General features: G+C 67.4%; 24 protein-coding genes. 14 read left to right on the top strand and 10 right to left on the bottom strand.

The genetic code is table 11. From position 1 onward, the window contains the following. Positions 1–233 precede the first annotated feature (233 nt). Positions 234–1,820, bottom strand: a complete 1,587-nt coding sequence (locus BLT98_RS05060) for an FHA domain-containing protein (RefSeq protein WP_244517387.1) — start codon at positions 1,818–1,820, stop codon at positions 234–236. A 439-nt stretch (positions 1,821–2,259) separates the two neighbouring features. Between BLT98_RS05060 and BLT98_RS05055 the strand changes: the two genes are divergently transcribed. Continuing rightward, positions 2,260–2,679, top strand: a complete 420-nt coding sequence (locus BLT98_RS05055) for a DUF2177 family protein (RefSeq protein WP_034783974.1) — start codon at positions 2,260–2,262, stop codon at positions 2,677–2,679. Here BLT98_RS05055 and BLT98_RS05050 read toward each other — a convergent pair. From BLT98_RS05050 to BLT98_RS05040, 3 genes are all read right to left on the bottom strand, one after another. After that, positions 2,660–3,610, bottom strand: a complete 951-nt coding sequence (locus tag BLT98_RS05050; protein WP_092605697.1) for a PP2C family protein-serine/threonine phosphatase — start codon at positions 3,608–3,610, stop codon at positions 2,660–2,662. The genes BLT98_RS05055 and BLT98_RS05050 overlap by 20 nt on opposite strands. Positions 3,611–3,765: 155 nt before the next feature. After that, on the bottom strand, positions 3,766–4,212 hold the full coding sequence (locus BLT98_RS05045) for a glycine zipper 2TM domain-containing protein (RefSeq protein ID WP_034751896.1): 447 nt from the start codon (positions 4,210–4,212) through the stop codon (positions 3,766–3,768). A gap of 121 nt (positions 4,213–4,333) precedes the next feature. Beyond that, positions 4,334–4,876, bottom strand: a complete 543-nt coding sequence (locus BLT98_RS05040; RefSeq protein ID WP_034783919.1) for a GNAT family N-acetyltransferase — start codon at positions 4,874–4,876, stop codon at positions 4,334–4,336. Between the two features lie 174 nt (positions 4,877–5,050). On the opposite strand from BLT98_RS05040, the gene BLT98_RS05035 reads away from it, so the two are divergent. The 5 genes from BLT98_RS05035 to BLT98_RS05015 all read left to right on the top strand — a co-directional run bounded on the left by BLT98_RS05035 (position 5,051) and on the right by BLT98_RS05015 (position 11,761). Next, the gene (locus tag BLT98_RS05035) at positions 5,051–6,499 is read left to right on the top strand and encodes a M20/M25/M40 family metallo-hydrolase (protein WP_092605695.1); all 1,449 of its coding nucleotides are present in this window, start codon (positions 5,051–5,053) and stop codon (positions 6,497–6,499) included. Between the two features lie 310 nt (positions 6,500–6,809). Next, positions 6,810–8,375, top strand: a complete 1,566-nt coding sequence (locus tag BLT98_RS05030; protein ID WP_139179101.1) for an ABC transporter substrate-binding protein — start codon at positions 6,810–6,812, stop codon at positions 8,373–8,375. 64 nt (positions 8,376–8,439) lie between these two features. Further along, positions 8,440–9,378 carry an ABC transporter permease gene (locus BLT98_RS05025; RefSeq protein ID WP_092605691.1) on the top strand — a complete coding sequence of 313 codons (939 nt, stop codon included), beginning with the start codon at positions 8,440–8,442 and terminating at the stop codon, positions 9,376–9,378. After that, the gene (locus BLT98_RS05020; RefSeq protein ID WP_092605689.1) at positions 9,375–10,160 is read left to right on the top strand and encodes an ABC transporter permease; all 786 of its coding nucleotides are present in this window, start codon (positions 9,375–9,377) and stop codon (positions 10,158–10,160) included. Before BLT98_RS05025 ends, BLT98_RS05020 begins: the two co-directional genes overlap by 4 nt. After that, positions 10,154–11,761 (top strand): ABC transporter ATP-binding protein, encoded by a 1,608-nt coding sequence (locus tag BLT98_RS05015; RefSeq protein ID WP_092605687.1) that lies wholly within the window; start codon positions 10,154–10,156, stop codon positions 11,759–11,761. Before BLT98_RS05020 ends, BLT98_RS05015 begins: the two co-directional genes overlap by 7 nt. On the opposite strand, the gene BLT98_RS05010 is transcribed toward BLT98_RS05015, so the two are convergent. From BLT98_RS05010 to gshB, 4 genes are all read right to left on the bottom strand, one after another. After that, entirely contained in the window at positions 11,758–12,522 is a 765-nt protein-coding gene (locus tag BLT98_RS05010; protein WP_092605685.1) for an SAM-dependent methyltransferase, read from the bottom strand. The genes BLT98_RS05015 and BLT98_RS05010 overlap by 4 nt on opposite strands. A gap of 45 nt (positions 12,523–12,567) precedes the next feature. Further along, complete coding sequence (locus tag BLT98_RS05005) at positions 12,568–14,613, bottom strand: TonB-dependent receptor domain-containing protein (protein ID WP_092605683.1); 2,046 nt, start codon at positions 14,611–14,613, stop codon at positions 12,568–12,570. Positions 14,614–14,858: 245 nt separating this feature from the next. Then, positions 14,859–16,913 (bottom strand): phenylacetic acid degradation bifunctional protein PaaZ, encoded by a 2,055-nt coding sequence (gene paaZ / locus BLT98_RS05000; protein WP_092605681.1) that lies wholly within the window; start codon positions 16,911–16,913, stop codon positions 14,859–14,861. Continuing rightward, positions 16,910–17,878 carry a glutathione synthase gene (gene gshB / locus BLT98_RS04995; protein ID WP_092605679.1) on the bottom strand — a complete coding sequence of 323 codons (969 nt, stop codon included), beginning with the start codon at positions 17,876–17,878 and terminating at the stop codon, positions 16,910–16,912. The genes paaZ and gshB overlap by 4 nt, the downstream gene beginning before the upstream one ends. 273 nt (positions 17,879–18,151) lie before the next feature. Between gshB and BLT98_RS04990 the strand changes: the two genes are divergently transcribed. The 8 genes from BLT98_RS04990 (at position 18,152) to BLT98_RS04955 (ending at position 24,306) form a co-directional block, all read left to right on the top strand. Continuing rightward, the gene (locus tag BLT98_RS04990) at positions 18,152–18,568 is read left to right on the top strand and encodes an acyl-CoA thioesterase (RefSeq protein ID WP_034783925.1); all 417 of its coding nucleotides are present in this window, start codon (positions 18,152–18,154) and stop codon (positions 18,566–18,568) included. 1 nt (position 18,569) lies between these two features. Next, on the top strand, positions 18,570–19,127 hold the full coding sequence (locus tag BLT98_RS04985) for a hypothetical protein (RefSeq protein WP_092605677.1): 558 nt from the start codon (positions 18,570–18,572) through the stop codon (positions 19,125–19,127). Next, positions 19,124–19,819, top strand: a complete 696-nt coding sequence (locus BLT98_RS04980; RefSeq protein WP_034783928.1) for a peptidoglycan DD-metalloendopeptidase family protein — start codon at positions 19,124–19,126, stop codon at positions 19,817–19,819. The genes BLT98_RS04985 and BLT98_RS04980 overlap by 4 nt, the downstream gene beginning before the upstream one ends. Beyond that, entirely contained in the window at positions 19,812–20,534 is a 723-nt protein-coding gene (locus BLT98_RS04975) for a glutamine amidotransferase (RefSeq protein ID WP_034783929.1), read from the top strand. The genes BLT98_RS04980 and BLT98_RS04975 overlap by 8 nt, the downstream gene beginning before the upstream one ends. Continuing rightward, entirely contained in the window at positions 20,531–21,751 is a 1,221-nt protein-coding gene (locus tag BLT98_RS04970; RefSeq protein ID WP_244517386.1) for a MalY/PatB family protein, read from the top strand. The genes BLT98_RS04975 and BLT98_RS04970 overlap by 4 nt, the downstream gene beginning before the upstream one ends. A gap of 36 nt (positions 21,752–21,787) precedes the next feature. Then, complete coding sequence (locus BLT98_RS04965) at positions 21,788–22,396, top strand: flavoprotein (RefSeq protein WP_070257682.1); 609 nt, start codon at positions 21,788–21,790, stop codon at positions 22,394–22,396. A 23-nt stretch (positions 22,397–22,419) separates the two neighbouring features. Next, entirely contained in the window at positions 22,420–23,112 is a 693-nt protein-coding gene (locus BLT98_RS04960; RefSeq protein ID WP_092605675.1) for a glutathione S-transferase family protein, read from the top strand. A gap of 66 nt (positions 23,113–23,178) precedes the next feature. After that, entirely contained in the window at positions 23,179–24,306 is a 1,128-nt protein-coding gene (locus BLT98_RS04955) for an acyl-CoA dehydrogenase family protein (protein WP_092605673.1), read from the top strand. Between the two features lie 43 nt (positions 24,307–24,349). On the opposite strand, the gene BLT98_RS04950 is transcribed toward BLT98_RS04955, so the two are convergent. Next, positions 24,350–25,237 carry a LysR family transcriptional regulator gene (locus tag BLT98_RS04950; protein WP_034783934.1) on the bottom strand — a complete coding sequence of 296 codons (888 nt, stop codon included), beginning with the start codon at positions 25,235–25,237 and terminating at the stop codon, positions 24,350–24,352. 232 nt (positions 25,238–25,469) lie between these two features. Continuing rightward, positions 25,470–26,873, bottom strand: coding sequence for an SLC13 family permease (locus BLT98_RS04945; protein ID WP_211614832.1), 1,404 nt, complete (start codon positions 26,871–26,873; stop codon positions 25,470–25,472). Positions 26,874–26,896 lie beyond the last annotated feature (23 nt).

Raw genomic sequence — 26,896 nt, 5'->3', positions numbered from 1 at the left:
CATCGTGTTTACGCTGGAAGCGGTGTTTATATTCGGTTTGTCAATGATTTTTCTCGTACTAGTACCCCGCTAGTGCCTTGCGGATAACTGCAGATTTACAACACTGAACAAAACCGTAGCGAGCGGAAGGGAGAGGTGGTCGAGAAGCGCAACCGTACTCGGTACGGGGGCGCCGAGCCGGTGAGCATCGCAGGCCGCCTATACCGACGCGCAGTAGGTTTGGTTCAGTGTCCCTATGCAGTTTGCATGGCGCTGTCGCATAGCGCAGCACCTTCGGTGCGGATGATCCAGCATTCCGGATACGGTTCGCTGGCGAAGCGGTTGTGCCGCGCGAAGCCGCTGAGCTTGTCGAGCGCGGTAGCGGGGGCCAGCGCGGTTTCCTTGCCGCTGGCCGTGTCCAGGTGCCAGAAGCCGCCATTGCGGTGGAACAGCACGGGCAGGCAGCTGGCTTGCGGCGTGGCAAGGTGGCTTGCCGGCGTGGGCTGGGTGTCGGGCAGCAAGAGGTAAAAACATTCGGCGCGGGCGCCGTGGTCGATACGGTGCAGTATCACGCCGTGCGCGAGCAGGGCCGTGACGCTGAGCACGACGATGCCCTTGATGCTGGCAGTCAATTCGATGCGCATGCCCAGGCGCAGGGGCACGGGCTTGTGCTTGCCGGGCCACACGCCGTCGAGCAGCACGCCATAGCGCGACACATCCTCGATTTCAAAGCCTTGCTGGCTGCGCCGGATGATGGCGTGGCGGCCCGACAGGCGGCGCGTCAAGCCATTGTTGTCCTGGCCGTCGGGGCTGAAATGGCTGAGCAGCACATCGGCTTCCGGGTCCACCAGTTCGAAGCGGCCCAGCATGCATTCTTCCAGCGCGAACAGGCGGATCTGGCGCTGTTCGCCCGCTTCCGGCGCCGCATTGACGAGGCAGGCGGCCTGGCTTGGGTGCGGATGGCAGTGGCTGGCGGCGGGCAGGTCGACTTCGATCAACTCCTCGTCCCAGGCGATGGTGGTAAAACCCATGTCGATCTTGCCTTGCGGCGCAGATAAATCCACGTGGGCAATGCCGGCATTGCGCGCCGTCACGTCGAGGTTGCAGCCGTCGCCCCCCGTCACGCGGGCGATCGAGGCGTCATCGGCCATCACGCGCACGTTCTTGTGCGTGCTGAGGAAGATCTGGTGGATTTCCGTCAGGGTGGCGTCGCGTCGCGGCACGAGGATGACGAAGGTGCACACCCATTTCTGCGCCACGGCGCCATCGACGTGGCTGTGCACTTCCACTTCGATCTGGTATTGCCCGTGTTCCTTGTTGCGCGAGGAAAACTCGACAAACACGGGACGCCAGTCGCCGCGCGTGGTGCGCACGAAATCATGCTGCACGTGCCCGCGGAGGATCAGGTCCGAGCGCAGGCGCAAGGTCAGCTGCGGCGCGCAGGCGGCGCTCATGCCGCGCAATTCCATTTTCAGGGTTTGCCGTCCGCCTGCCGCGCGCGGATCGAAGCCGCTGATGTGCAGGTGGGCTTGCACCGGCTGGTAGGCCTGCGGGCCCGATGGCGGCGCCTCCGGCGTTGGCGTGAACGCCGGAGGCGCGGCGGAAGCCGGCACGGGGCTCGTCAGCGTTTGCATAGCCGCATCGCGAATAACAGCATCACGGGCAGGGGCGTGCGAAGGCGCCGTTGCCGATGGCTCGGAACGGGCGCTGCGCAGTGCGGTCAACAGGTCGTAGCTGCTGGGGGCAGTCGTCGTTTGCGGGTGGTTGCCCGCGCAGACTGTTTCCCCAGGCAAGACCCAGAACGTACAGTGCGGGTGCTCCGGGTTGCTGCATTTTTTCATGACATTCTGACTCGAATCGAGCGGGGACATTTTGCCCTCTGTTATACATGAGAGCTTACGCGCTTTTGCGCCTGCTTGGCAACTTTCACGGCGCCGGAACGCGCTCTTTTTGCTCAAATTCATGTCCCTGGTCACATCTTGCCATGCAAGCCATGGAAACTATTGCTCAAAAACACATTTAATGTCTTTGTTGGCATGTTATTTTGATATTCCTTATCATTGCGTCGTTGGTTGGCGGTCACTTCCAGATACTCGCCGCAGCGCCAGCGAGAGGATGCAGGCAGAGTTCATGCGTTCGAGTAAGGCGGGCAGTTCGCGCACCTGAGCCATGGTGTATTTTCATGCGGGCTATTTGATCCCATGGCATCCATGGCGGCGTTTTGCATTATGCTGGCGTAACCGTTATCCCCCACACGCTGCCTGACGCCGAAAGATGACCATGCCTGTCCAACGTCCGCTCCAGCTTGCCATTGCCTATGGCGCCACCTTGTGCGTATTTTTGGCCATCGATGCCCTGTGGCTGGCCGTGCTGATGAAACCGATGTACGCCGCGGCGCTGGGGCCGTTGCTGGCGGACACGCCCCGCTGGGCGCCAGCCACGCTGTTTTACCTGCTGTACGTGGCGGGGCTGCTGGTCTTTGCCATTTTGCCCGGCTTGCGCCTGCGCCGCGGGCGCACTGCGGCTGCGCTGGGCGCGTTGCTCGGGCTGCTTGCCTACGGCACCTATGATTTGAGCAACTACGCGACATTGCGCGACTGGCCGCTGGCCTTGACGGCGATCGACATGGCCTGGGGCGCCGTGCTGTCGGCCGTGTCGGCGACGGCCGGCTACCTGGCCGCTAGCCGCCTGGGGCGGTGAATTCCGCATCGAAGCGCAGCGCCAGCATGGTAATGTTGTCGCTATGCAAACCTGTTGGCGGGTGGAAGAGGAAGTCGTCGAACAGGGCGCTGACGGCCTGTGCCGCAGTCTTGCCGGCACACAAGGCGGGCCAGCGGGCCGTGAGGGCCAGCGGATCGTCGCAGGCCCAGAAACCGTCGCTGGCCAGCAGATAGTGGGCGCCGGGGCGCACGCGCAGCACGCGGCGGTCGCCCAGGTGCGCGAGGAAGGGCGGCAGGGTGGCCGCATCGAGGCCGCGCAATGGCTTGTCGAGCTGCAAGCTGTCGCTGATGGCATTGCCTAAAATGAATGCCTGCGAGATTTGCGGATGATGCTCGCCGTGCACGGCGGCACGCCAGCGCGTCTCGTCGAGCGCGCCGCGCATGGCGTACACGGTGGCCGGCACGTGGTCCACGGTGAGGATGCTGGCTGTCCCGTCGGCGATTTCATACAGGCGCGAATCGCCCACGTGATACAGCAGCGGCGCTTCGCCGGGCGGCACTTCCAGCAAAGTCAGGGTGGTGCCAGGCGGACGCGCCTGGGCTGGCGCGGCCCTGGCGAAACTGTCCTGCAGCCGCGTGTGCAACTCGTCGAGCCTGTCGGCCAGGCTGGCCGTGTCGAGGCAGGCGGGCATGGCCAGCAAGCCTTGCACGGCCGCTTCCGCCGCTTCTCGCCCCTGGCCGTGACCGCCCATGCCGTCAAGCACGGCGGCGCGTACATGGCCGCGCGGCCAGCCCGGCACCTGGCAGTGGAACGGCGCTTGCTGCGACAGGCAGACGGCGTGGCCGCTGGCATCGATCAGCAGGAAGTTGTCCTGGTTCTCGCGGCGCGGCAGGGGGCCGGCGCCCACGCTGGTGCCGGCGGCGGCATCGAGCCAGGGGCCGAAGTCAAGTCCGTCTTTGATTAAATGCATCGGTTGGTGCGGTCCAGGCGGCCAGAAATGTTGATCATAGGACACAGCTTAGCCGATATTGTGCAGGGGCGATACCTTGCCTGTCGCGCAAAAAAACCTGCGGCAGCAGGCTGGCGCAGGTTTTTCATGGTGCAGGTGCAGGTGCAGGGCGGTGCTTAACGGCGATGGCCCCAGCCGTGGCCGTGACCGTGGCCACGGTCATAATAGTCGCGGCGGCCATGGTCGCGGTAGTAGCCGCGGCCCGGTTGCACGTAGACGACAGCCGGCGGGCCGTAGTAGCGCGGTGGCGGCGCGTAATACACTGGCTGCGGGGCAGGGGCGTAGTACACCGGTTGCGGCGCAGGCGCATAATATGTTTCGCGGTAACCGCCGCGATAGCCGCCACGGTCATAATAACGGTCATTCGTGCTGATGCTGTTGCCGACGGCGGCGCCAAGCACGCCACCGACGATCGCGCCATTGCGCCCGCCGGTGCTGTTGCCAATGGCCGCTCCGACAACGGCGCCTGCAACGGTATTGAAGTCGCGGTCACCGGCGACTGCGGCCGAAGACACAGCCACTGCCGCTACCATTACCGCACCCAGGAGTTTCTTGTTCAACATGGCATTTCCTTCCATTCCGGCGAGATCACAATGATCTGCATGGAGTGGACTATATCCGCTGCCGCAAGCTTGTTCCACGTCTAATACAACTTATTACAATCAGGGCGGCGTGGTAACAGTTTCAGCCTGACACGACAGGTGCAAACGCTTGCCATTCCGGACGCAGCAGGCTATACATTTTCACGTCGCGCATGACGCCATTGATGAAAAAGGCCTGGCGCTTCACGCCTTCCTCGGTAAAGCCGCACCTTTGCGCGATCCGTTCGGAAGCCGTATTTTGTGGGTCCATCAGCAATTCCAGACGGTGGTAGGGATAGGCATTGAACAGGTAGTCGACCACCAGGCGCGTCGCCTCGCCGCCATAGCCGCGTCCGCCCCACTTGGGGTCGAACAGGCGGTAGCCGATTTCGCGGCAAGCCGGGGTGCGGCCCTTGAAGTGCGTGATCGAGCCGATGATGTGCTGGTGATGGTCTTCAATCAGGAACAGTTCACTATCCTCCGTGACCAGGCCCGTCTGCAGGAATTCGCGCCGGATCGCTTCGGGCGACTTGAATTGCATGGAAAAGAACTCGCTGCGCGCGGGCAGGTCGTTGATCAGCGCGATATAGGTATTGAGGTCGGCGGCGGTCAAATGCCGGACGATACAGAGTCTTCCCTTGAGCATGGCGGTATCCGGTAGCGATCACGATCTGCATGGTAATCGACTGTGGGGGAAAGAGGCAATCGATCCCGTAAAAGTTGCTGCAATGACAGAATAAATACGCTATCGTAGAAAAATTCGCGCCTTGCCCATGGCCACGGCGTACCCGCTTCGACCTTGTTGACTGGAACTGAACACATGCATAGCATCCTGACTGGCGCGCCACTGCGCCGTTCCGCCGTATCCCTTGCCCTTGGCTGCATCGTCAGCGCCGGCGCCTTTGCCGCCGCGCCAGGCAACACGCCGCAAGCGCTGGCGCAGGTGCGCGACACCGCGCTGCAAAGCGACTGGGCCTACGCCCGCCTGGCCGACATGACGGATCTGATCGGCCCGCGCCTGTCCGGCTCCGCCGGCGCCGCCGCCGCCGTGCAGCAGGTGGCCGACACCATGCGCCAGCTGGGCGCCAAGGTCACCTTGCAGCCCGTGAAAGTGCCGCACTGGGTGCGCGGCGTGGAAACGGCGGAAATCGTCGACTATGCGGGCCGTCCGCAGGGCGTGTCGCAGCGCGTGGTGCTCACGGCCCTGGGCGGCTCCGGCGCCACTGCGGCCGCCGGCCTGACGGCGCCCGTGATCATCGTCAAGAGCCTGGAAGAACTCAAGGCGCGCGCGGCGGAAGTGAAGGGCGCCATCGTGCTGATCGACACGCCGTTCGACCAGGAGATGGCCGAGCGGGGGCTGGCCGGCGTCACCTACGGCCAGGGTTCGCGCTCGCGCTTCCTCGGACCGAAGGCGGCGGCCGACCTGGGCGCGGCGGCCGCGCTGGTGCGCTCGGTGGGCGGCGCCGATTTCCGCATCCCGCATGCGGGCGCCACGGGCCTGGACGACAATAAACGCATTCCCGCCGCCGCCGTCACCGTGGAAGACGCTCTGCTGATCGGCCGCCTGGCCGCGCGCGGCCCGATGAAAATGCACCTGACCCTGACGCCGCAAAACCTGCCGGAAGCCGATAGCTACAACGTCATCGCCGACTGGCCGGGCACGGACAAGGCCGACGAAGTGGTGGTGGTCTCGGGCCACCTCGACTCCTGGGACCTGGCGACGGGCGCGCACGACGACGGCGCCGGCGTGGTGGCGGCCATGGGCGTGGTGGAAACCCTGAAAAAGCTCGACTACCGTCCGCGCCGCACCATCCGCGTGATCGCCTGGATGAACGAGGAAAACGGCGGCCGCGGCGGCCAGGCCTACTTCGAGGCCCACAAGCAGGCGCTCGGCAAGCAATATGCGGCCATCGAGATGGATAGCGGCGCCGGCCGCCCGTTTGGCATCAAAGCCAGCGTGGGACCGAAGGCGGAAAAACTGTTCACGCCTTTGCTGGCTGCCCTGCAGCCGATGGGCGCACACGCGTTCACGCGCCGCGATGCGCTGGGCACCGGCGATTTGCACCGCCTGGAAACGGGAGGCGTGCCCAGCTTCGAGCCGCTGGTCGACAGCCACAGTTATTTCCACTACCACCATACGCCGGCCGACACACTGGACAAGGTCGACCCGAATAATCTGAAACGCAACGTGGCGCTGATGTCGTCGCTGGCCTGGTTCCTGGCCAATATCGACGGCGAGATCGGCCGCGCGCCGGAGCAGGGCGAGTAAGCGGCATGGCGCCGGCCGCTGCCTTGCCGGCGCGGCCGCGCGCAGCGGGCGAACTGCAGACGATCGCGCCGGGACAGCGCCAGCTGTGGCGCCTTGACAGGGCCGGCGCCAGGGCGAGGGGAGCCTGCCCCGGCCCCTCAGTTTTTCAGATACCAGCCCTCCGGAAAGACAATTTGCCTGGCCAGCGTGGCAACCATAAGATATGCAGCTGTAAATAATTCTCATTTAGTTGGGAATCCATTCTACGCAGCACACTTGCCCGGCCCATGGCGGCCGGGGTTTGCCTCTCTTCTGATCGTCAGGAACGCTGGTGCCCCGTCTTCGCTTGCTTTTTCCCCTTCTCCTTGCCGGCTGGCTGGCGTGTGCCGGCGCCAGCGCCAGTACGCAGCAGCCGTCGCCGGCGCCGCGCATCGAGCGCTGTACCATTGCCGATGAACAGGGCGACTTCGGCTTGCCGACGCCCTACACCCATGCCAGCGGCGGCATGGGCTATACGCTGACGAGCCTGATTTTCGACACCCTCGTGTGGCGCGATGCCAGCGGCAAGCTGGTGCCGGGGCTGGCCAGCGCGTGGCGGGAAAGCGCCGACCACCGCACCATCGATTTCACCTTGCGCCCCGATGCGCGTTGGCATGACGGCAAGAGCGTCACGGCGGCGGACGTGGTGTTTACTTTTGCGTATTTGCGCCAGCACCCGCATCCCCTGTTCGACCTGGGGGCCATCGACGGCGTGGACGACCTGGGCAAGGGGCGCGTGCGCGTGCGCCTGAAGCGCGTATATGCGCCGTTCGTGGCGCAGCTGGCCGGTTCGGTGCCCATCCTGCCGCAGCATGTGTACGCGCGCCTGGACGACCCCCAGCACGTGAAACAGGCCGACATCGTCGGCAGCGGCCCCTATCGCCTGGGGGCGTATGACAAGGCGGCGGGCCGCTATCTTTTCACCGCGAACGAAGAGTACTACCTGGGCCCGCCCAGGGTGCGCAGCCTGCTGTTCCTGCGCATGCAGCCTTCGCTTGCCGTGGGCGCGCTCAAGCGGGGCCAGGTGGACATGATCCGCAGCCTGCCGGCGCCCCTGGCTGCCGAAGTGACGCGCTTTGCCACCGTGGTCAGCGCGCCTTCCGGCCATCCGGTGCGGCTGCGCTTCAATCATGCGCGCCCGCCGTTTGCCGACAAGCGCCTGCGCCAGGCCATCGCGCGCGGCATCGACCGGCAGGAACTGCTGCGGGTGGTCGAGAACGGGCAGGGCGAGGTGTCCGCCGGACGCTTCGTGCGGGGCAGCATCTGGCAGAGCGGGGCGCCGTTCGATGCGTATGCCTACGATCCGGCGGCAGCGCGCCGCATGCTGGCGGAGCTGGGCTACCGCGCCGCGCCGGACGGTCGCCTGCGCGACAGCGGCGGCAAGCCGTGGGTGCTCGAACTGGCGGCGACGCGCAGCCTGGCGCGGCCCGCCAGCCAGCTGGCTGGCCAGCTGGAAAAGCTGGGCATGGAAGTCAATGTGCGCATCATGGACGGCGGTATCCTGGGCGCGCGCATGGTCGCGGCCGATTTCGACCTGGCGCTCGTCAGCCAGGGCAGCAATGGGGACCCGGAAAGCATGCTGCGGCAAACGGCGGGTAACGGCGCCTTCAGCGATGCCTTCCGCCGCGCCGATCTGCTCGAGCTGCTGCAGCAGCAGGTCGGCACCGTCGACGTGGCCAAACGGCGCGCGCTGCTCGACCGCGCCCAGGCCATCTATGCCGAGGAGCTGCCGGCGTTTTTCCTGTATTCGCCGCAGTGGATCACGGCGGCCAATGCGCGCCTGCGGCCGTGGTTCACGCCGGGCGGCATCGCCGTCGGCATCTCGCTGCCGCTGAACAAACTGATGTTCGTGCAGTAGACGGGAGCCGACGCTGAGCGCTTCTACGTTCCCGGGCCGGCGCGCCGCGGGCTATGCGCTGGCCTTGCTGGCGCTCGTCAGCCTCGACTTCGCGCTGCCGCTGCTCATGCCCGGCGACCCTGTCACGGCCATCCTGGGGCAGGATGCGCTGATCGAACTCGATGCGGCCGAACGCGGCGCCCTGCTGGCGCGCCATGGCCTGGGCGGCGGGCAGCCGCTGTGGCAGCTGTACCTCGGGCACCTGGCGCAGCTGCTGCGGCTCGATTTCGGCTATTCCATCCGCCACGGCATGCCGGTGAAGGACTTATTGGCGCAGCACCTGCCTTGGACCATGCTGCTGGTGGCGTGCGCGCTGGTGCTGGCCCTGCTGCTGGGCGTGGTGCTGGGCATCGAGGCCGCGTTCGCGCAGGGCAGGGCGCCGGACCGCGTGCTGACGGCCACCACCCTGGCACTCGACAGCATCCCGCCTTTCGCCCTGGCGATGGGCCTGGTCATGCTGTTCGCCTATGGTTTGCAATGGCTTCCCAGCAATGGCGCCATGGCGCCGTTTTCCATGCAGACGGGTGCGGCCGCATGGCTGGAGCGCGCGCAGCACCTGGTGCTGCCCGTGTGCGCCATGGCGCTGCCAGCGGCCGCCGGCGTATTCCTCAGCGCGCGCGCCACGGCCGTCAGCGTACGGCAGCGCACCTTCATGGAGCTGGCCCGCGCGCAGGGCGTGGGGGCGTTCGCCTTGCGCTACCGCCACCTGGCGCCCAACGTGCTTGCCGTCGTGCTGTCGCGCCTGGGCGGCGTGGCCGCGCGCCTGGTATCGGGCGCCGTGTACGCGGAAACCGTCTTTGCCTATCCCGGCATCAACCTGGTGCTGACGGACGCCATCGTCAAGCACGACTACCCGCTGGTGCGCGGCGCCCTGCTGGCGACGGGGCTGCTGCTGTTCGCCATGAACTTGCTGGCCGATGCACTGGCCGCCCGCCTGGCACGGCGCGCGCAGCGCGCGCCATGAACGCGTCCGTGCGCGCGGGGACCGGGCTGCTGCTGGTGCTGGCCCTGATGCTGGCCGGCGCCAGCTGGCTGCAGCCGGCGTCCGACGGCGCCATGGATGCCGTGCTGGCGCCGCCCGGCGCCCTGCACTGGCTGGGCACCGATGACCTGGGCCGCGACGTGCTGCGCCGCCTGGCCGTCGCCGCGCTGCCGACCCTGGGCATCGGCGTGGCCGTGAGCGCCGCCAGCATCGCGCTGGCCGTGCTGCTGGCGCTGTGCGGGCTGGCCTGGCCGGCGGCCGATACGCTGGTGCTGCGGCTGGCCGACCTGTTCAGCGCCTTGCCATCGACTCTGGTTTTCATCGTCATCGCCTCGGCCATGCAGCCGGGCGTGGCGGCCCTGGTGGCGATGCTGGCGGCATTCGGCTGGGATGTCGAATTTCGCGCGCTGCGCCTGCGCCTGCGCCAGGTGTGGCGCCAGGAGAGCCTGGACGCGGCACGCCTGGCGGCGGCGTCGGGCATCTACCTGCTGCGCCGCCATGTGTGGCCGGCCATGGCGGGATTGCTGGCCGTGCAAGCCGTGGCCCTGGTGCGCCGCGCCGTGTTTCACTACGCGGGCCTGGCCTTCCTCGGGCTGGCCGATCCGCGTACCCCGACCTGGGGCGGCATGCTCAATGAAACCATGCCCTATCTTGCCCACCCGGACGCGCGCGCCTGGATCCTGGCGGCGTGGCTGTGCCTGGCCATGCTGCTGATCGCGCTGGCGCTGCTGGGCCAGGGCCTCGACGAGCGCGCGCGATGCTAGCGGCGGCCGCTTTCTGCATCGAGGCGGATGGCCGCCAGCTGCTGCGCCAGCTGCATTTTCAGGCGCGCCCCGGCGTGCCGCTGGTGATCATCGGCGAATCGGGCGCCGGCAAGAGCACGCTGGCGCGGGCCTTGCTCGGCATGGCGCCGGGGCGCGGCAGCGGCAGCTTGCGCGCCGGCGGCATGCAACTGGTGGATGCGGACGAAGCGGTGCTGCGGCGCTGGCGCGGCCGCCAGGCTGGCCTGGTGCCGCAGGATGTGCACGACGCCCTCAATCCCCAGCACACCTTGCTGGCGCAGGTGGCGGCGCCTTTGCGGCGGCATCTGGGCATGCGGCGCGGGCCAGCCGAACTGGCGGCCGGTGCCCTGCTGGTTTCGCTGGGCCTGGCCGAAAACCTGCACCGGCGCTATCCGGCCCAATGCAGCGGCGGCCAGCTGCAGCGCGTCCTGCTGGCGGCGGCGCTGGCGCCTGACCCGGCACTGCTGGTGCTGGACGAGCCGACGTCCGCGCTCGATCCCGCCACCAGCGCGCTGGTGCTCGGGCGCCTGCGCGCCGAAGCGGCGCAGTGCCAGCTGGTGGTGGTGACGCACGACCTGGAGCTGGCGCGCGCGCTCGATGGCGACGTGCTGGTGCTGTACGGCGGCAGCGCCGTGGAAACGGGGCCTGCCGCAGCGGTGCTGGCGGCGCCGCGCCATCCCTACACGCGCGGCCTGCTGCGCGCCTGGCCGCGCGAGAACGGCAAGGACTTGCAGGGCATCGCCGGCACCCATGAAGAAGGCGCGCGCGGCTGCGCCTTCGCCAGCCGCTGCAGCCAGCGCATCGCCCGCTGCGGCGAGGAAGCGCCGGCGCTCGATGCCACGGGCGTGGCTTGCCTGCGCGGCGGCATCGTCACCGTGCTGTCCGCGCGCGGCGTGCACAAGCGCCTGGGCGGACAAGCCGTACTGGCGGGCGTCGATCTGGACGTGCAGTCGGGCGAAACGGTGGTCATCGTGGGCGCGTCCGGCGCGGGCAAATCGACTTTGGCGCGCATCCTCGTCGGCCTGCAGCAGGCCGATACGGGCACAGTGACCACGCCGGAGCGCGAAGAGGGGGGCGCGGCGGCGGGCATCGCCTACGTGCCGCAGCATGCGGGCGCCTCGGTGGCCAGCCACTTCAGCGTGTTCGAGGCGGTGGCCGAGCCGCTCGCCATCGCGGATCGCGTCAGCGTGGATGCGATCCGCGCGGCGGCGCTGCGGGCGCTGGCCGACGTGCGCCTGCCGGCGACAGAGGCCTTCCTGGCGCGCCAGGCGCGCAGCTTGAGCGGCGGGGAATTGCAGCGCCTGGCCATCGCGCGGGCGCTGATCGCCGATCCTGCCGTGCTGGTGGCCGATGAACCGACCGCCGCGCTGGATGCCTCGGTGCAGGCGAAGGTGCTGCGGCTGCTGCTCGACGTGCAGGAGGCGCGCGGCCTGGCCCTGCTGCTCATCACGCACAATCTGCCTGTCGCCCGCCACGTGGCGGACCGCATCGTGCGGCTGGAAGATGGCCGCTGCGCGGCGTTGCCCGAGCCGCAGGACGGCACGGAGGGCGCCGTGCCGGCGGCCTGGATGCGCCTGGCCTAGCCGAGGAAATCGCCTACATACACCAGGTGCTCGAACGGCGGCTTTTCGTTCTCCGTGCGGGCCAGCACCGTGCCCAGCGTGGCGCGCAGCACGGCCTGTTTCGCGTCGGCGCCCGCGTGGGCGACGATGGCGAGCGGCGTGCTGCCGGGCAGGTGGCGCGCCAGGCGTTCGACCAGCGAGGGCAGGTCGGCGCGCATGGTAAAGAAGACCAGGGTGGAACCCGTGGCGGCCAGCTTGTCCAGGGTGTCGCTGCCCGTGTAGTCGTCGCGCGTGTCGGCCGAGGCGGCGAGGATCACGGAACGGCTGTGCTTGCCGCCGGTGACATCGCGGGCCAGCGCCGCATTGGCCGCATTGAAGCAGGAGATGCCAGGGATGACGACCGGGTTCAGTTCGCTGAACTCGCTCAGGTAGCCCGATTGCGGCCCGAAGATCATGGCGTCGCCATAGTCGAGTACCGCGACGGTCTTGCCGGCCGCCGTCGCCGCGTGGATGATGTCGCGCGTCTGTTTTTCCATGGCGTCGACTTCCTCTTCCGGCGTGTCGCGCCGCGCCAGGGGGCTGAACAGGCCGTGGCCCGCCTTGTGCAGTTCCTTGCCGTCAAGCAGGTCGGCAAACGCTTCCAGCAGGCGCGGGATGCCGAACACGATATCGACGCCGCGCAGGGTTTTCTGCGCCTTCACGGTGATGCTGTCAGGGTCGCCGATGCCGGCGCTGACGAGGTACAGGCCGCAGCGCGCGCCCGCTTGGGTGGTATAGGTCATGGTTCTCTTCTCTTTACGGATGGGTGATTGGGATGGTGGAATCGCTTAAAAGTGGTAACTGGCGCTCACGCGCACGTCGCGTCCCGGCTCCGGCAGGATATTGCCGACGCCGCCGTCGAGCGAACTGTGGCTCGTGTAGCGCTTGTCGCCCAGGTTGCGCACGGCCAGCGCCAGGCTCAGCGCGCGCAGCGCGGCCGGCTGCCATTGCAGCTGGACGTCGTGCAGCACGTAGCCGGCCCGCTGTAGCGCCGTTTTCGGCACGTCGTCCAGGCGCCGCACGGCGTTCAGGGTATAGCCGGCCGTGAGGCCGGGCAGCATCTGCCAGTGGCTGTCCCACGTGAGCCGGTCGCCCAGCGCCGTGCCCACGCGGCGCGCCGGGTTCAAGGGCTTGCCGCCCACCGTGGTATCGGCCAGCACCACGCCGACGGACGTGCCGTAGCCGCCCCGCTGCCAGCGCGCCTTCCATTCCCAGCCCTTCGAGCGCAGGGTCTCGGGCATGTTGCGGATATACGCGGGATACACGACGCCCTGGCCGGCCCATTCGATCAGGTTGGCAATGCGGGTGTCGAAGTAGCCGAGGCGTACGGTCAGGCTGTCGCCGTCCAGCAGCGCATTGGCGCCCTCGTACTTCAGGCCCGCTTCGCGCGTGGTCGAGGTTTCCGGCTTGAAGGGCTTGCCGTTGTTGAAATTGCTCTTTTTGTCCAGGCTGGTGAGGAAACCGATGGGGATGATGCCGCTGGCGCGCACGGCTTCGCCATAGCTGGCAAAGGCGCCCACGCCGCGGCCCAGCTCCAGCTCGGCACCCGCGTTCGGCGATGTCTTGCCGCTCTTGAAGGTACGCGGTCCGAAGGCGGTATCGTAGCGGTCGTGGCGCAAGCCCAGCGACAGCTGCAGGGCTTGCCAGCGCATGCGCTCCTGCACGAACAGGCCCAGATTGCGCGCCTGCGTGGATTTGCGGCCCGGCCCCAGGATGGCGGCGCCCAGCACGCCGTTGGTGATGCCTTCCTCGCCCATGAAGTCGGCGCCGGCCGTCAGGCGGTGCTGCGTGCCGGCCAAGGCCAGGTTTGCCGTATTGCGCACGCTGCCGCCCCGTTCCGTCGTCTTCGCGCTGCGCGCCTGGCTGACGTCTTCCAGCTCGTTCTCGTTCAGGTACAGATTGAATTTCCAGTCCAGCAGCGCATTGCCGGCCGGCTGGTAGCGGTGTTCCAGGGTATAGGTATGGCGTTCGCTGCGCTGGTAGGTGGGCACGGCGTTCGCGGGCGCATAGCCGTTGTCGCTGCCGACCCGGCTGAACAGGTAGAGTCCCGCATTGCGGTTGCGCGCCGCGCCCAGGCGCAGGCTATGCCCGGCCAGGTCCAGCAAGCTCAATTTGAGCAGGTAGTCGCGGTCATGCCCGGCCGAATTGGGCACGTCGCCACCGCCGCCGATGCGGTAGTTGTCGCGGTTGACGGCGCTGACATGGGCCAGCAAGCCCAGCTTATTGTCCAGCGTCTCGCCCGGCATGCCGTACACGCTGACGGCGCCGCGCCGCGCCTCGTCGGCGCTGGCGTAGGCCGCGCGCACGCTGGCGCCGGCGCGTTTGCCAGGCGCCAGCAAGTCCTGCGCATCGACGGTGTCAAAGCGGATGCTGCCGCCCAGCGCGCCCGGTCCCGCGTCGGCGCTGGGGCCGGGCTGGATATCGACCTGTTTCAGCAGGTCGGGATCGATGCCGCCCAGGTCGCCCCGGTGCTGGTGCAGGCTGCGGCCCTGGCGCGCGCCGTCGATGCTGATGTTCAGGTTGGCGCCGTCGACGCCGCGCAGGTAGATGCGCTGCGCATTGCTGGCCCCGCCGCCCACGCTGACGGCAGGTTCGCTGGCGAAGACGTCGGCCATGTCCATGGCTTGCTGGCGCTGCAGGGTCTCGCGGGAAATGCGCGTGATGCCCGGCAGGGGCGCGTCCGGCGCGGACTGGTCGATCAGTTTGACTTCGGGCAGGGTCGCCAGCGGCGCGGCCTGTTCGGCGCGCGTGTCGGACATTTGCTGGGCGAAAGAGAAGGGGGCGATGGGCAGCGCGCTGGCGCCAAGCAGGAAAAGGGGAACGGCATGTCGCATGGGAAGGTCGTCTTTGTCAGAAGGGAAGCTACGGGAAGGGAGGGCGCAGGTGCTGGCCTGCGCAGCGTCAGTCGAATCTGCTACAGCAGCGCTGTCCCGGGACTGGAAGCGGCGCGCCGCACCGCTTCCGGTCCCTGAAATACCCGGTTGGCTTCATCTCGTCAGCCGCCATTCTGAAAGACGGGGGCAACGTTGGCTATTTGTATTTCTTGAGCGGCGCCATCAGGAAAACTGAGGGCTGCCGCTCACGGCCCTGCGCGCTTGGCGACCAGGGTCAGGATGTCGTAGCTGGCCACCAGTTCATCGTTCTGGTTGGTGACCTGCACGTCCCACGACACCACGCCCTGGCCGACGCCCTTGTCGTCGCGCCGCTGGCGGTCGACCTTGCGCTTGCACGTCAGGCGCGCGCGGATGGTGTCGCCGATGCCGACCGGCGCGACGAAGCGCAGGTCGTCGAGCCCGTAGTTGGCCAGCACGGGACCGGGTGCCGGGGACACGAACAGTCCGGCGGCGGCGGCCAGCACGAAATAGCCGTGCGCGATGCGCCGGCCGAACTGCGAATCGCGCGCGGCGATCTCGTCGAAATGCATGTAGAAATAATCGCCCGAGATGCCGCCGAAGGCCACGATATCCGCTTCGCAGACGGTGCGCCGGTGCGTCAGCAGCGATTCGCCCACTTCCAGCTCGTCGAAATGCTTGCGGAACGGATGCTGCACGCTTTCGCGCACGGCGGCGCCGCGCACGTATTCGCCCGTCACGGCCGTCAGCATGGTGGGCGAGCCTTGCAGTGCCGAGCGTTGCAGGTATTGCGAGATGGCGCGCAGGCCGCCCAGCTGCTCGCCGCAGCCGGCGCGGCCAGGGCCGCCGTACTTCAGGTGCGCCGACGCCAGCACGTCCGTCCCCGCCGCCGCCACTTCGCGTTCCAGCACCAGCACGCGCCCGTGCGAGGCGGCCAGGCGCGGCACCGCATACGCGGCCAGCTTCGGATCGCGCGTGGCCAGGGTGCTGGCCAGGCTGCCCCTGCCGCGTGCGGCCAGCGCCAGCGCTTCCTCCACGTCCGCATACGGCATCAGGGCGCAGACGGGGCCGAAGGCCTCGATTTCATGCACGGCGTCGCTGCGCGCGCCGCCGCGGCACAGCAGCAGCGTGGGTGCGGCAAAGGCGCCATCGCGCACGCCTGCGCCGGAAGGCGCGTAGCCGTCCGCCTGGCCGCAGACGATGTCGCTTTCCTCGGCCAGGGCGCGCACGCGGGCGCCCAGTTCGCTGCGCTGCTCCTGCGATGCCAGCGGTCCCATTTGCACGCCTGCCTGGGCCGGGTCGCCGATCACCACCGCCGCCAGGCGTTCGCGCAGGCGCGCCGTCAGCGCTTCGATCTGCCCGTGCGGCACCATCACGCGGCGGATGGCGGCGCCGTCCTGGCCCGCCTTGACCGTCATCGAACGCACGATGGCGTCGACCAGCAGCTCGAATTCCGGCTCGCCGCTGCGCACGTCCGGTCCCAGGATGGCGCAATTGAGCGACGCCGCGCCCAGGCTGACCTGGACCGAACGCGCCAGCAGGTTGGGATGGTTGCGCAAGGTCGTGGCGGTGGCGTCCGAACCGGTGAAACTGACGGCATCGTTGTCCTGCAGACGGGCCAGCAAGGCATCGGCAGGGCCGATGGCCAGCTGCAGCGCGCCTTTCGGCAGCACGCCGGACGCGTCGATCAGGCGCACCAGCGCTTCGGCCAGGTAGCTGGTGCAGGTGGCGGGCTTGACGATGCAGGGCATGGCGGCCAGGAAGCTGGCGGCGAATTTTTCCAGCAGCGACCAGACGGGCAGGTTGAACGGGTTGATGTGCAGGGCCACGCCGCCGCGCGGCACCATGATGTGCGTGCCGGCCGCTCCGCCGCGCCGGCACAGCGACATGGCGGGCGCTTCGTGCAGCACATTGCCCGAAGGCAGGCCGCTGGCGGCGATGCCGGCGTAGGAATTGAGCACGCCGATGCCGGCGCAGATATCCTGCTTGCTGTCGGCGCGCGTGGCGCCGCTCAGGTAGGCGATCGTGTACAGCTCCTCGCGATGCTGCTGGATGTGCGATGCCAGCGCCCGCAGGCAGGCCGCCCGCTGCTGGAAGTCGAGGGCCATCAGCGCCGGCACGCCGGTGCGGCGCGCATAGTCGAGCGCCTGCTGCGCGTCGACCGACTCGGCATGCGTGTGATAGATCAGCGAATTGTCGATGGCGCTGTGCAGCGACAGGCCCGCTTCGCTGCCCATCCAGCGTCCGCCTATCCAGCTTTGCAGTGTGCTTACCTTGCTCATGATTGTTCCTCGTTCGTGTGCGTGAGCGATGCCGCCGTTTCCAGCGCATCGATGAACATGCCTGCCACGTCGAAACCCGTCTGCTGCATGATTTCGCGGAAGCAGGTGGGACTGGTGACATTGACTTCGGTGAGATGCGCGCCGATCACGTCCAGCCCGACCAGCAGCAGGCCGCGCGCCGCCAGCACCGGCGCCAGGGTGTCGGCGATCTCGCGGTCGCGCGCCGTCAGCACGCGCGCTTCGCCGCGCCCGCCGGCAGCCAGGTTGCCGCGCACCTCGCCCGCCTGCGGTATGCGCGCCAGCGCATGCGGCACCGGCTTGCCGCCGATGAGCAAGATGCGCTTGTCGCCCTCGCTGATGGCGGGAATGTAGCGTTGCGCCATGATGGTGACGGCGCCGTCGCGCGTCAGCATTTCGACGGTGGCGCCCAGGTTCATGCCGTCCTCGCGCACGCGGAAGATGCCGGCGCCGCCCATGCCGTCGAGCGGTTTGAAGATCACGTCGCCGTGCTCGGCGTGGAAGGCGCGCAGGCGCGACGGCTCGCGGCTGACCAGGGTCGGCGCGCAGAACGGCGCAAATTCCAGGATAGCCAGTTTCTCGTTGTGGTTGCGCACGGCCGATGGCCGGTTGAAGATGCGCGCTCCCTGGCGCTGCGCCATTTCCAGCAGGTAGGTGCTGTACAGGTATTCCATGTCGAAAGGCGGATCCTTGCGTACCAGGACGGCGTCGAACTGCGCCAGCGGCAGCGTCGCCGCCGCCTCCCGGTGGAACCACGTGCCGGCGTCGTCGACCAGCTGCACGCGCGCGGCATGGGCGCTGACCACGCCGCCCTCGCAGTGCAGATGCTGCTGTTCGAACACATGCAGTGCGTGGCCGCGCGCGGCCGCTTCCTGCATCATCGCGTAGGTCGAATCTTTCTTGATGTTCAACAGCTCGAGGCGGTCAGCCAGGATCGCGATTTTCATCGATGCGCCTTTCATTCAATAGGATGGGGTAGAGGAAACCGGTGGGCCGCGCCAGTGCGCGCGGCAGCCGTGGCGCCATGCGCCGGGTCCTTGTTGCTGGAATATTTCTGCAGCGATGGTAGCGCAACGGGCGCCATTCGGCTCCTCAGATATTTGGACGTCCGCCCTCAGATATTGCGTCTTGTGAGGTACCCGCTATCGGTCTTAGCATCATTGGCGAAATGTCACTACCCAAGCCGGCCTGACCGGATATAACCGCCACATGAGGACACAATGATGCGCCGCTCTTTCAAGACCAATCTCGACATCCGTTACCGCGACACCGACTCGATGGGCCACGTCAGCAGCCCCGTGTACTACGAGTACATGCAGACGGCCTACCTCGAATACATGCACCGCATCCTGGAAATTCCGAAGAGCGAAAAGCTGCCGCACATCATGGTGAAAACCGCGTGCGAATACATCGCCCAGGCCAAGTACGGCGACAAGGTGTTGGTGCTCAGCCATGTCTCCAAGTTCGGCGGTAAGAGCTTTGAAATGGAGCACATCATGCACATCGGCGACGAGCAGGGCGTGGTGATGGCCAAGGCCATTTCCGTGCACGTCATGTACGACTATGAAAAGCAGGCCACGCAGCCCGTGCCCGAGTCGTTCAAGCAGACCGTGCTGGCCTACCAGGGCAGCCTCTAAGATGGCGCGCCTGGCATTCCTGCAAGCGCTTGGCGCGCTGGGCCTGCTCGCGGGCGCTGCGGCGCCGGTGGCCGCCAGCGCCGGCGAACCGGTGCGGCGCGTGCTGACGCCGATCGACTGGCCCGCGGCCAGCTTGGCGCGTGCCGGCGCGGCGCAGGCCGACGCGGTGCTGCGGCCGCTGCGCGCCACGGCGCCCGCCGGGCTGGCGCAGGTCAACATCCCGGTACTGCTGCTGCCGGCCGAAGGCGACTGGGGCGCCCCGCGTTTCCATGGCCAGGGCACGGCCTATGCGGCCCTGTATGCGCCGGCGGGCGCGAAGCTGGGGCTGTTCGGCAGCGCCACGCACCTCGTCGCACCAGGTGACCTGAAGCTCGAACATGCGGGCGGCGCCTTCGAATCGATAGGCGACGGCGCCGACTACAGCTTCACGCGCTTCGGCGCCGCCTACACGCTGCGCATGAGCTGTGACGAGCCGCTCAAGGACAAGCGCTGCACCGATCCGCAATATCTGACCGACACGGCGCGTGCGCTGCTGCTCGTGGCGGGAGAAAAACCATGATGAAGACTTTGTTACTGGCTGGCGTGCTCGGTGCGCTGGCGCTGCCGGCACTGGCCGGCAATGATGACCGTTTCCTGCCGCCCGGAGCACTGCTGCCTGGCAGCGGCAGCGGCGTGGCCAGCGCCGCCGTGCTGTACCCGGACATGCGCTTTCCCATCGAGAAGGGCGCGGCCTACGCCAGTTCGCATTTCTACGGCGTGGGCGGCCAGCGCGGCAAGGCAGGCGATTCCTGCGACGACGCCAACTATGCCTATCCATGGCGCGACAATTTTTGCGAGCTGCGCAAGGACAACCTGCCGTTCTGCCTGTCCGGTGGACATCAGGGGCAAGACTTGCGCCCGGCCACCTGCCGCGCCAACTTTCACTGGGCCGTAGCGGCCGACGATGGCGTCATCGTGCAGATCGCGCGTTTCAGCGTCACCCTGCAGACGGCCGCCGGCACCTTGTACCGCTATGTGCACCTCAATACCAGCGACCTGGCCGTGCGCGAGCTGCAGCCGGTGGCGCGCGGCGCGCGCATCGGCAGGATTTCGAACAACTGGATCGACAAGCTGCCGATCCACCTGCATTTCGACGTCAAGGACACCATCAAGGTGGGCCAGCAGACCCTGGTGACCTTCGTGCCGCCGTATGCCAGCCTGGTCGAGTCCTACATCCAGCGCAACAAGATACAAGGAGAGCAGCATGAGTGAAACGATGCAAGGCCGGCGCGGGCGCAAGCGGCCGATCCTGGCGATATTGCGCCAGGAGGCGTCGACGCCGGGCCGCGCCGGCAAGCTGCTGCGCGACAAGGGCTTTGAACTCGATATCCGCCGTCCCGTGTGCGGCGACCCGCTGCCCGACACCCTCGATGGGCATGCGGGCGTGATCTCGTTTGGCGGCCCGATGAGCGCGAACGACAGCGACGCGCACATCCGCCGCGAGATCGAGTGGCTGTCCGTGCCGCTGGCGGAAAACCGGCCGTATCTGGGCATCTGCCTGGGCGCGCAGATGCTGGCCAAGAATCTCGGCTGCAAGGTGACGGCGGCCGAGGGCGACGTCACGGAGATCGGCTGGTATCCGCTGAAGCCGACGGCCGAAGGCCAGCGCATCATGCCCAAGTGGCCTGACATGGTGTACCACTTCCACATGGAGGGTTTCGAGCTGCCCAAGGGCGCCATCCTGCTGGCCGAGGGCGACGCCTACCGCAACCAGGCATTCCGCTACGGCGAGAAAGCCTGGGGCATCCAGTACCATCCCGAGCTGACCCTTGCCATGCAGCGCCGCTGGGCGGTGAAGGGCGCGCACCGCTTCCACCTGCCGAACGCGCAGCAGGGCGAACAGCACCTGCAGGGACGCGTGCTGCACGACAAGGCGCTGCGGGCATGGTTCAACGGCTTCCTGAACCGCGTGTTTACCGAAGCATGAGCCGCCAGCTCGCTACCTTGCAGGACGGCCTGGCGCTGACCCTGGACCAGCTGCTGGCGCGCCAGAGTTTCAAGTGGCGCCAGTACCAGCCCGGCGTGCTTGCCGCCTGCGTGGCCGACATGGACCTGGGCACCGCGCCCGCCGTGCAGGCGGCGCTGGCGCAGGTGTTGCAGCGCGTCGATTTCACTTATCCCCTGCGTGACGGACGCAAGGCCGACCGCGCCGTGGCATACGCGTTCGCCGCGCGCATGCGCCGCCTGTATGGCTGGCAGGCCGAGGCCGACCAGGTACTGGTCCTGCCCGACCTGGTGCAGGCGACGTTTGCCGCGGTGATGGCGTTTTCCGACCCGGGCGACGGCGTGATCGTGCAGGTGCCGCACTATGCGCCGTTCCGCGAAGCGGTCGAGGGCACGGGCCGGCGCCTGGTCGCGCTGGAAATGCGCACGGGTGCCGACGGCTTCCAGCTCGACCTGGAGAGCCTGGAACAAGCCGTCGATGCCCGCACGCGCGTGCTGATCCTGTGCAATCCGCACAATCCGACGGGGCGCGTGCTGAGCCGCGCGGAGCTGGACGGCGTGCTGGCCTTTGCCGAGCGCCATGCATTGATCGTGGTGTCCGACGAAATCCATGCCGACCTGGTCTACCCGGGCGCGCGCCATCTGCCATTCGCCTCCTTGTCGCAGGCGGCCGCCGCGCGCACCGTCACCCTGAACTCTGCCACGAAGAGCTTCAATATCGCCGGACTGCGCTGCGCCGTCGCCCATTTCGGCACGCCGCAGCTGCAGCAGCGCTTCCATGCGCGCCTGCCGGCGCGCCTGACGGGCGCCGTCAACAACCTGGGCATCGACGCCACCGTGGCGGCCTGGAACGACGGGCAGCCCTGGCTCGACGCCGTGCTGGCGCACCTGCTGGCCATGCGCGACTACGCGGCGCAGATCCTGCGCCGCGAGTTGCCGTCCGTCCGCTTCCACGTGCCGCAGGGGACGTATCTGCTGTGGCTCGATTGCGGCGCGCTGGAGCTGGACCAGCCGGCGGCGGATTTCTTCCTCCAGCATGCGCGCGTGGCGCTCAGCCCGGGCGAAGTCTTCGACGCGCGCGCCGCGCACTGCGCGCGCCTCAATTTCGCCACCTCGCAGCCGCTGCTGGCCGAGATCCTCGACCGCATGGTCATGGCGGTGCGCGCGCACCAGCGCCGCCGTCCGCCTGCACCCCATTAACCCGGCATAGCCGTGCCACCACCTGGACACAACACCATGGAAACGCCCATCAACAAACACAAGCCGCGCATCCTCATCGGCGTCACGGGATCGCTCGATTCGACCCTGCTGCCGAACTACCTGCGCATCATCAAGGACCACCTCGATTGCGAGCTGAGCGTGCTGATGACGCCGAATGCCACCAACTTCCTCAAGCCGGAATCGATCGCGCTGTACGTCGACCGCGTCATCAGCGGCGAGCGGCCGCAGGATTGGCCGACCGACAAGCCAGGCCGCCTGGCCGCCGAGCACGACCTGCTGCTGGTGCTGCCCGCCACCGCGAATACGCTGGCGGCCGTGGCAAACGGCTTTTCCGGCAACCGCCTGACCACCGTGATCCTGGCCGCCACCTTTCCCGTGCTGCTGTTCCCCGTGATGGGCGGGCCGATGCTGGCCAAGCCGGCCGTGCAGCGCAACCTGGCGCAGCTGCGCGAGGACGGCTACATCATCATCGACCCCGTCTGGCGCGACCATTTCGATCCGCTGCTCGAGCGCATGCACGGCCACCACTCGCTGCCGAGTCCCGAGCAGGTGCTGGCGCTGCTGCGCGAACGCTTCCCCGCCAGCGGCGTGCAGCGCCTGGCGCTGACGGGCGCCGCGGCCTGACCTTCACAACCAGAGAGAACCGCATGTCCATCATCCTGTACAGCCTGTGCGCCGCCGACCGGCGCCGTCATTATTCGCCCCATGTATGGAAGATCATCATGGCACTCAAGCACAAGGAACTGCAGGCCGAGGTGCGGCCCGTCTCCTTCGCGGAAATCGCCGGCATCGAGGACGGCAGCTATAAAAGCGTGCCGGTGCTGAACGACAACGGCCATATCGAGGGCGACAGCTTTGAAATCGCCGTGTACCTGGAGCGCGCCTATCCGGACCGTCCCAGCCTGTTCGGCGGCCCGGGCGGCCAGGCCATGGCCCGTTTCGTCGAAAGCTTCAGCCAGACGGTCATCCATCCGCCCGTCTCGGCCATCGCCGCCATGGACATGCATGCGCTGATGTCGCCGGCGGACCAGGCGTATTTCCGCGCGGCGCGCGAGAAACGCTTCGGCAAGACCCTGGAAGAGGCCTCGGCCACCCGCCACATCGAGCTGGCGGCCCTGCCGGAAAAATTCGCGCCGCTGCGCAGCGTGCTGGCCAGGCAGCCCTGGCTGGGCGGTGCGCAACCCCTGTTTGCCGACTACATCCTGTTCGGCGTGCTGCAATGGGCGCGCATCACCGTGCCGTATCCCTTGCTGCCGGTCGACGATCCCGTCAGTACCTGGTTCGAGCGCTGCCTCGACCTGCACGGCGCCATCGGGCGCTCCGTCGTCCTGTCGGACTGACGGCCGGCGTACCTGCCAGGGCCGCCCGCGCGGCCCTTTTTCTTTCATTGACCAACAAGGCTAACCATGATGTTTACACCGCAACAGGGCGAGATACGCCAGCGCTATGCCGGCATCGGCAGCGACATTGCCGCCGGCGCCGCCGCGCGCGCCGAAGGTTTCGATTTTGACGGCTGGCAGCGCCTGCGCGATGCCGGTCTGTGGCGCATGATCGTGCCCGGCAGCGATCACGCGACGGGCGACTGGTGGAGTTTTACCGCCGCCCTCGACGGCCTGTCGTCCACCATCGGCGCGCCGGAGCTGCTGCTGTCGGTCATCGCCCAGGCCGGCATGGTGCGGGGCCTGGAGCGGCACGGCACGGAAGGGCAGCGTGACCGCTATTTCGGCGCCATCCTGCGCGGCGACGTCAGCGCCACCGGTATCGCCGAGCCGGGCACGGGCACGGACGTGCGCAGCATCCAGAGCACCTTGCGCGCCACGGCCGACGGCTACGTGCTCAATGGCGGCAAGTACAATATCGCCCACGCGCCCATCATGGATTTCGCCCTGATCGTCTGCCGCCTGGCGGACAAGGACGAGCACAATATCGCGCTGGCGCTGGTCGACCGCGACACGCCCGGCCTGCGCGCCGGCCTGGTGGACGACAAGCTGGGCAATCGCAACCTGCCCACCGGCGCCCTGCATTTCGAGGATGTGGCCGTGCGCCCGTCGCAGCTGCTGGGCGCGCCCGGTCGCGGCCTGGCCACGCTGATCGACACCATTTCGCTGGGACGCCTGTATTACGGCCTGGCGGCGGCCAACCTGATCGCGCCCTACCTGGACGAGGCGATGCGCTACGCGGCCAGCCGCAGCAGCTTCAATAGCAGCATCGACAACCACCAGTACGTGCAGCGGCGCCTGGTCGATATCCGCATCGGCATGGAACGTTCGCGATGGCTGGCGTTTGGCGCGCTGTCGCAGTTGCTGGCAGGCCAGCGGGAAGGGTTGATGAGCTGTTCCATCGCCAAGCTGGTGGGATCCGAAGACCTGATCAACAGCGCTACCAGCCTCGTCAAGCTATACGGCAGTCTTGGCTATCACAACGGCCGCGTGGCCGAGCTGATGAAAAACGCCCTGGCTTTCGCCAGCGTGGGCGGCACCGAAGAAATGCACCGCAAAAATATCTTCAATCAGATGCAGCGCCTGGCTCGCTAGGTTTCCCGGGCTGGCTGTGGCACTCGCACGGCATATTGGCGGTTCAGGCCGCCAATATGCCCGATTCGCTCAGCGCATCATTGATCGCCTCGAACATCGGCTCTCTGGCGCGCGAGGCCAGGTGCGCGAACAGATTGCGCACGGACGACTGTGCCACGCACAGGATGTCGATTTCGCCGAGGCGCTGCGCTTCCAGCGCCGTGTCGCCATGCAGCAGGCCGACGCCGAGGCGCTCGGCCAGCATCGAGCGGGTGACGCTTTCGCGGTCGATGCTGATGATGCGGCGCGGACGGAAATTGCGCGTCTTGAACAGGTGCTCGGCGGCCCCGCCGCAGCACAGGCTCGATGGCGCGAAGATCCACGGCAGCTCTGCCAGCGCGTTCCAGTCGAGCGGCTGGGTGGTGTCGAGCATGCCGGCAGGCGCCGCCACGTAGACGGGGAAGCACGCCACTTCGATCGTCATCAGGTCATCGTCGGGCGAGCGCGCCTCGTTGTAGAAACCCGCGTCGAGCGTGCCGCTGCGGATGCCGTTCAGGGTGCCGGTGGAACTGCCGTGCTCCAGCGAGACCTCGACTTCCGGATGGTGCTCGGAAAAGCGTCGCACCAGCCGGCCAATGGCTTCGTTGTTGGACTGGCCGCCGACGCCGATGCGCAGCTTGCCGGCCAGGCGGCCCTTGATGTGGTTGGCTTCGTCAAGCAGCTCGCGGTGGATGTTGAGCGTGCGTTCGGCCTTGGCCAGGATGCGCTGGCCGCTGCTGGTCAGGCTCATGCCGCGCGCCGTGCGTTCAAACAGGGTCAGGCCGAGATAATCCTCCATCGCCTTGACATGGGCACTGACTGCGGGCTGGCTCAGGAAGAGCCGTTCGGATGCGCGCGTAATGCTGCCCTCGCGCGCCACCGTGGCGAAGGTTTTCAGGTGATGGATTTCCATGAGGGGCGGGTCCACTAAGTTAAAATATGGGTGAAATTTCAGATATTCTTATTTGTTTTTCAACTATGCATTATATGTGATTTCATTAAGAAAACCGCATTAACAATGCCTGCAAGATGGGTAATTATTTGTGACTTTTCCCTTCTCCCTGTCACTGCCGCGACGCGCGTCAGCCCTTGAAATGGCGTAAATTGTTACTTTTCGTGAGAAAGTTCCTGCCCGCGGGCCAGCGCTACAGCAGGCCGACCACGTGCCACCATACGAAGTCCAGCGGCGTGAGTATCAGCAGGCTGAGGATGAACAGGCTCAGGCACAGGCGGGTGACGGCCGCCACCGGCAGGCTGGCCGCCTGCATGGCGAAAATCAGGGGCGGCGCCTGGTAGGGCAGGCAGACATTGGAAAATGCCAGCACTTGCGTCATCAGCACCGTCATCAGCGGCAGGCCCGTGACGGCCGCCAGGTCCTGCGCCAGCGGCGTCATCGTCGCCGGCACGCCCGCCAGGTTGGTCACCAGCGACACCACCGTCGAGATCACCGTCAGTACGGCGGCGTTCCACAGCGGCGTGTCGGTGGCAAAGCGCGCATGCCGGCTCAGGCCGTGCACCACGGCTTCGCCCAGGCCGCTTTCCGAAATCACCGCGCCCAGGCCCATCACGCCGGCCACGAACAGCAGCGAACCGTAGTTGATTTCCTGGTTCAGGCATTTTTTCGACGTCAGGTCGGCGGCCGGCCACAGGCAGACCAGGGCGGCGGCCAGGCCGACCCAGGCCGGCGACACATGATGCAGGCCGTCCGTCATCCACAGGGCCAGGCAGCCTCCCAGCACCACGGTCAGTCCCGTCTCCTGCGCCGACATGGGACCTTGCCGCTGCGCCGGCGCGGCCGCGTGCACGGGATCGGCGGCGGGAAACATCCACAGGATCAGCAGCACCAGCAGGACGGACTTGAGGATGCCCAGCACGGGAAAATGCAGCAGCAGGTAGTCGACATACGCGATCTGCACGCCATATAGATTGTCCGCCATGCCGGACAGGATCATGTTCGGCGCGTTCGACGGCAGGATGGCGAAGGTCGGCAGGAAGCTGGAAAAGCTGGCCGCCATCAGCATGCCCGTGCGGCCGTTATGGCCCGCGCCATAGCCGATATGCTCGGCCACGGCCATGGTGATGGGAATGAGCAGCACCACGCGGCCCATGCCTGAAGGCATGACGAAGGCCAGCGCCACGCTGAACAGCACGATGCCGGCGATGACGCCCGCGTAGCGCCGCCCCAGCATGCGCGACAGGATGGCCGCCGCGCGCTTGCCCAGGCCCGTGTGGCCGATCGCCGCCCCCATCACGGCGCCGCTGAACAGCAGCCAGAAGGTGGTCGACTGCAGGCCGGAGAACACGGTTTGCGCGGGCGCCATATTGCACAGCATCGCCACCAGGAAGAAGGCCAGGGCCGGCCAGTATTCGGGCACCAGGGCCGTGGCCCACATGCTGATGCAAAAGACCAGCAGCGCCACCACGCCGGCCATGGAGGCCGGCAGGTAGAGCGCGGCCGCCAGGCCGCTGGCGAGCGTCAGCGCGGCGATGGCGGCCAGCGCGCGCAGGCGCGCAACGGGCAGGGGAAGGGCGAGGGACAAGGACTTCAAGGCTGGGCTCCTGGGCGCGCCGG

Origin of the sequence: Janthinobacterium sp. YR213, from assembly GCF_900099875.1 — a bacterium.
In the GTDB taxonomy this organism is placed as follows: domain Bacteria; phylum Pseudomonadota; class Gammaproteobacteria; order Burkholderiales; family Burkholderiaceae_D; genus Janthinobacterium; species Janthinobacterium lividum.
The sequence above is the reverse complement of the archived record's forward strand: the minus strand, read 5'-3'. Positions and strand labels throughout refer to the sequence as shown.

What these genes read in the sequence shown, in the direction of transcription:
- BLT98_RS05060 (WP_244517387.1), bottom strand. Translation starts at nt 1,820, where the DNA reads ATGAAAAAATGCAGCAACCCGGAGCACCCGCACTGTACGTTCTGGGTC.
- BLT98_RS05055 (WP_034783974.1), top strand. Translation starts at nt 2,260, where the DNA reads ATGCCTGTCCAACGTCCGCTCCAGCTTGCCATTGCCTATGGCGCCACC.
- BLT98_RS05050 (WP_092605697.1), bottom strand. Translation starts at nt 3,610, where the DNA reads ATGCATTTAATCAAAGACGGACTTGACTTCGGCCCCTGGCTCGATGCC.
- BLT98_RS05045 (WP_034751896.1), bottom strand. Translation starts at nt 4,212, where the DNA reads ATGTTGAACAAGAAACTCCTGGGTGCGGTAATGGTAGCGGCAGTGGCT.
- BLT98_RS05040 (WP_034783919.1), bottom strand. Translation starts at nt 4,876, where the DNA reads ATGCTCAAGGGAAGACTCTGTATCGTCCGGCATTTGACCGCCGCCGAC.
- BLT98_RS05035 (WP_092605695.1), top strand. Translation starts at nt 5,051, where the DNA reads ATGCATAGCATCCTGACTGGCGCGCCACTGCGCCGTTCCGCCGTATCC.
- BLT98_RS05020 (WP_092605689.1), top strand. Translation starts at nt 9,375, where the DNA reads ATGAACGCGTCCGTGCGCGCGGGGACCGGGCTGCTGCTGGTGCTGGCC.
- BLT98_RS05015 (WP_092605687.1), top strand. Translation starts at nt 10,154, where the DNA reads ATGCTAGCGGCGGCCGCTTTCTGCATCGAGGCGGATGGCCGCCAGCTG.
- BLT98_RS05010 (WP_092605685.1), bottom strand. Translation starts at nt 12,522, where the DNA reads ATGACCTATACCACCCAAGCGGGCGCGCGCTGCGGCCTGTACCTCGTC.
- BLT98_RS05005 (WP_092605683.1), bottom strand. Translation starts at nt 14,613, where the DNA reads ATGCGACATGCCGTTCCCCTTTTCCTGCTTGGCGCCAGCGCGCTGCCC.
- paaZ (WP_092605681.1), bottom strand. Translation starts at nt 16,913, where the DNA reads ATGAGCAAGGTAAGCACACTGCAAAGCTGGATAGGCGGACGCTGGATG.
- gshB (WP_092605679.1), bottom strand. Translation starts at nt 17,878, where the DNA reads ATGAAAATCGCGATCCTGGCTGACCGCCTCGAGCTGTTGAACATCAAG.
- BLT98_RS04990 (WP_034783925.1), top strand. Translation starts at nt 18,152, where the DNA reads ATGATGCGCCGCTCTTTCAAGACCAATCTCGACATCCGTTACCGCGAC.
- BLT98_RS04985 (WP_092605677.1), top strand. Translation starts at nt 18,570, where the DNA reads ATGGCGCGCCTGGCATTCCTGCAAGCGCTTGGCGCGCTGGGCCTGCTC.
- BLT98_RS04980 (WP_034783928.1), top strand. Translation starts at nt 19,124, where the DNA reads ATGATGAAGACTTTGTTACTGGCTGGCGTGCTCGGTGCGCTGGCGCTG.
- BLT98_RS04975 (WP_034783929.1), top strand. Translation starts at nt 19,812, where the DNA reads ATGAGTGAAACGATGCAAGGCCGGCGCGGGCGCAAGCGGCCGATCCTG.
- BLT98_RS04970 (WP_244517386.1), top strand. Translation starts at nt 20,531, where the DNA reads ATGAGCCGCCAGCTCGCTACCTTGCAGGACGGCCTGGCGCTGACCCTG.
- BLT98_RS04965 (WP_070257682.1), top strand. Translation starts at nt 21,788, where the DNA reads ATGGAAACGCCCATCAACAAACACAAGCCGCGCATCCTCATCGGCGTC.
- BLT98_RS04960 (WP_092605675.1), top strand. Translation starts at nt 22,420, where the DNA reads ATGTCCATCATCCTGTACAGCCTGTGCGCCGCCGACCGGCGCCGTCAT.
- BLT98_RS04955 (WP_092605673.1), top strand. Translation starts at nt 23,179, where the DNA reads ATGATGTTTACACCGCAACAGGGCGAGATACGCCAGCGCTATGCCGGC.
- BLT98_RS04950 (WP_034783934.1), bottom strand. Translation starts at nt 25,237, where the DNA reads ATGGAAATCCATCACCTGAAAACCTTCGCCACGGTGGCGCGCGAGGGC.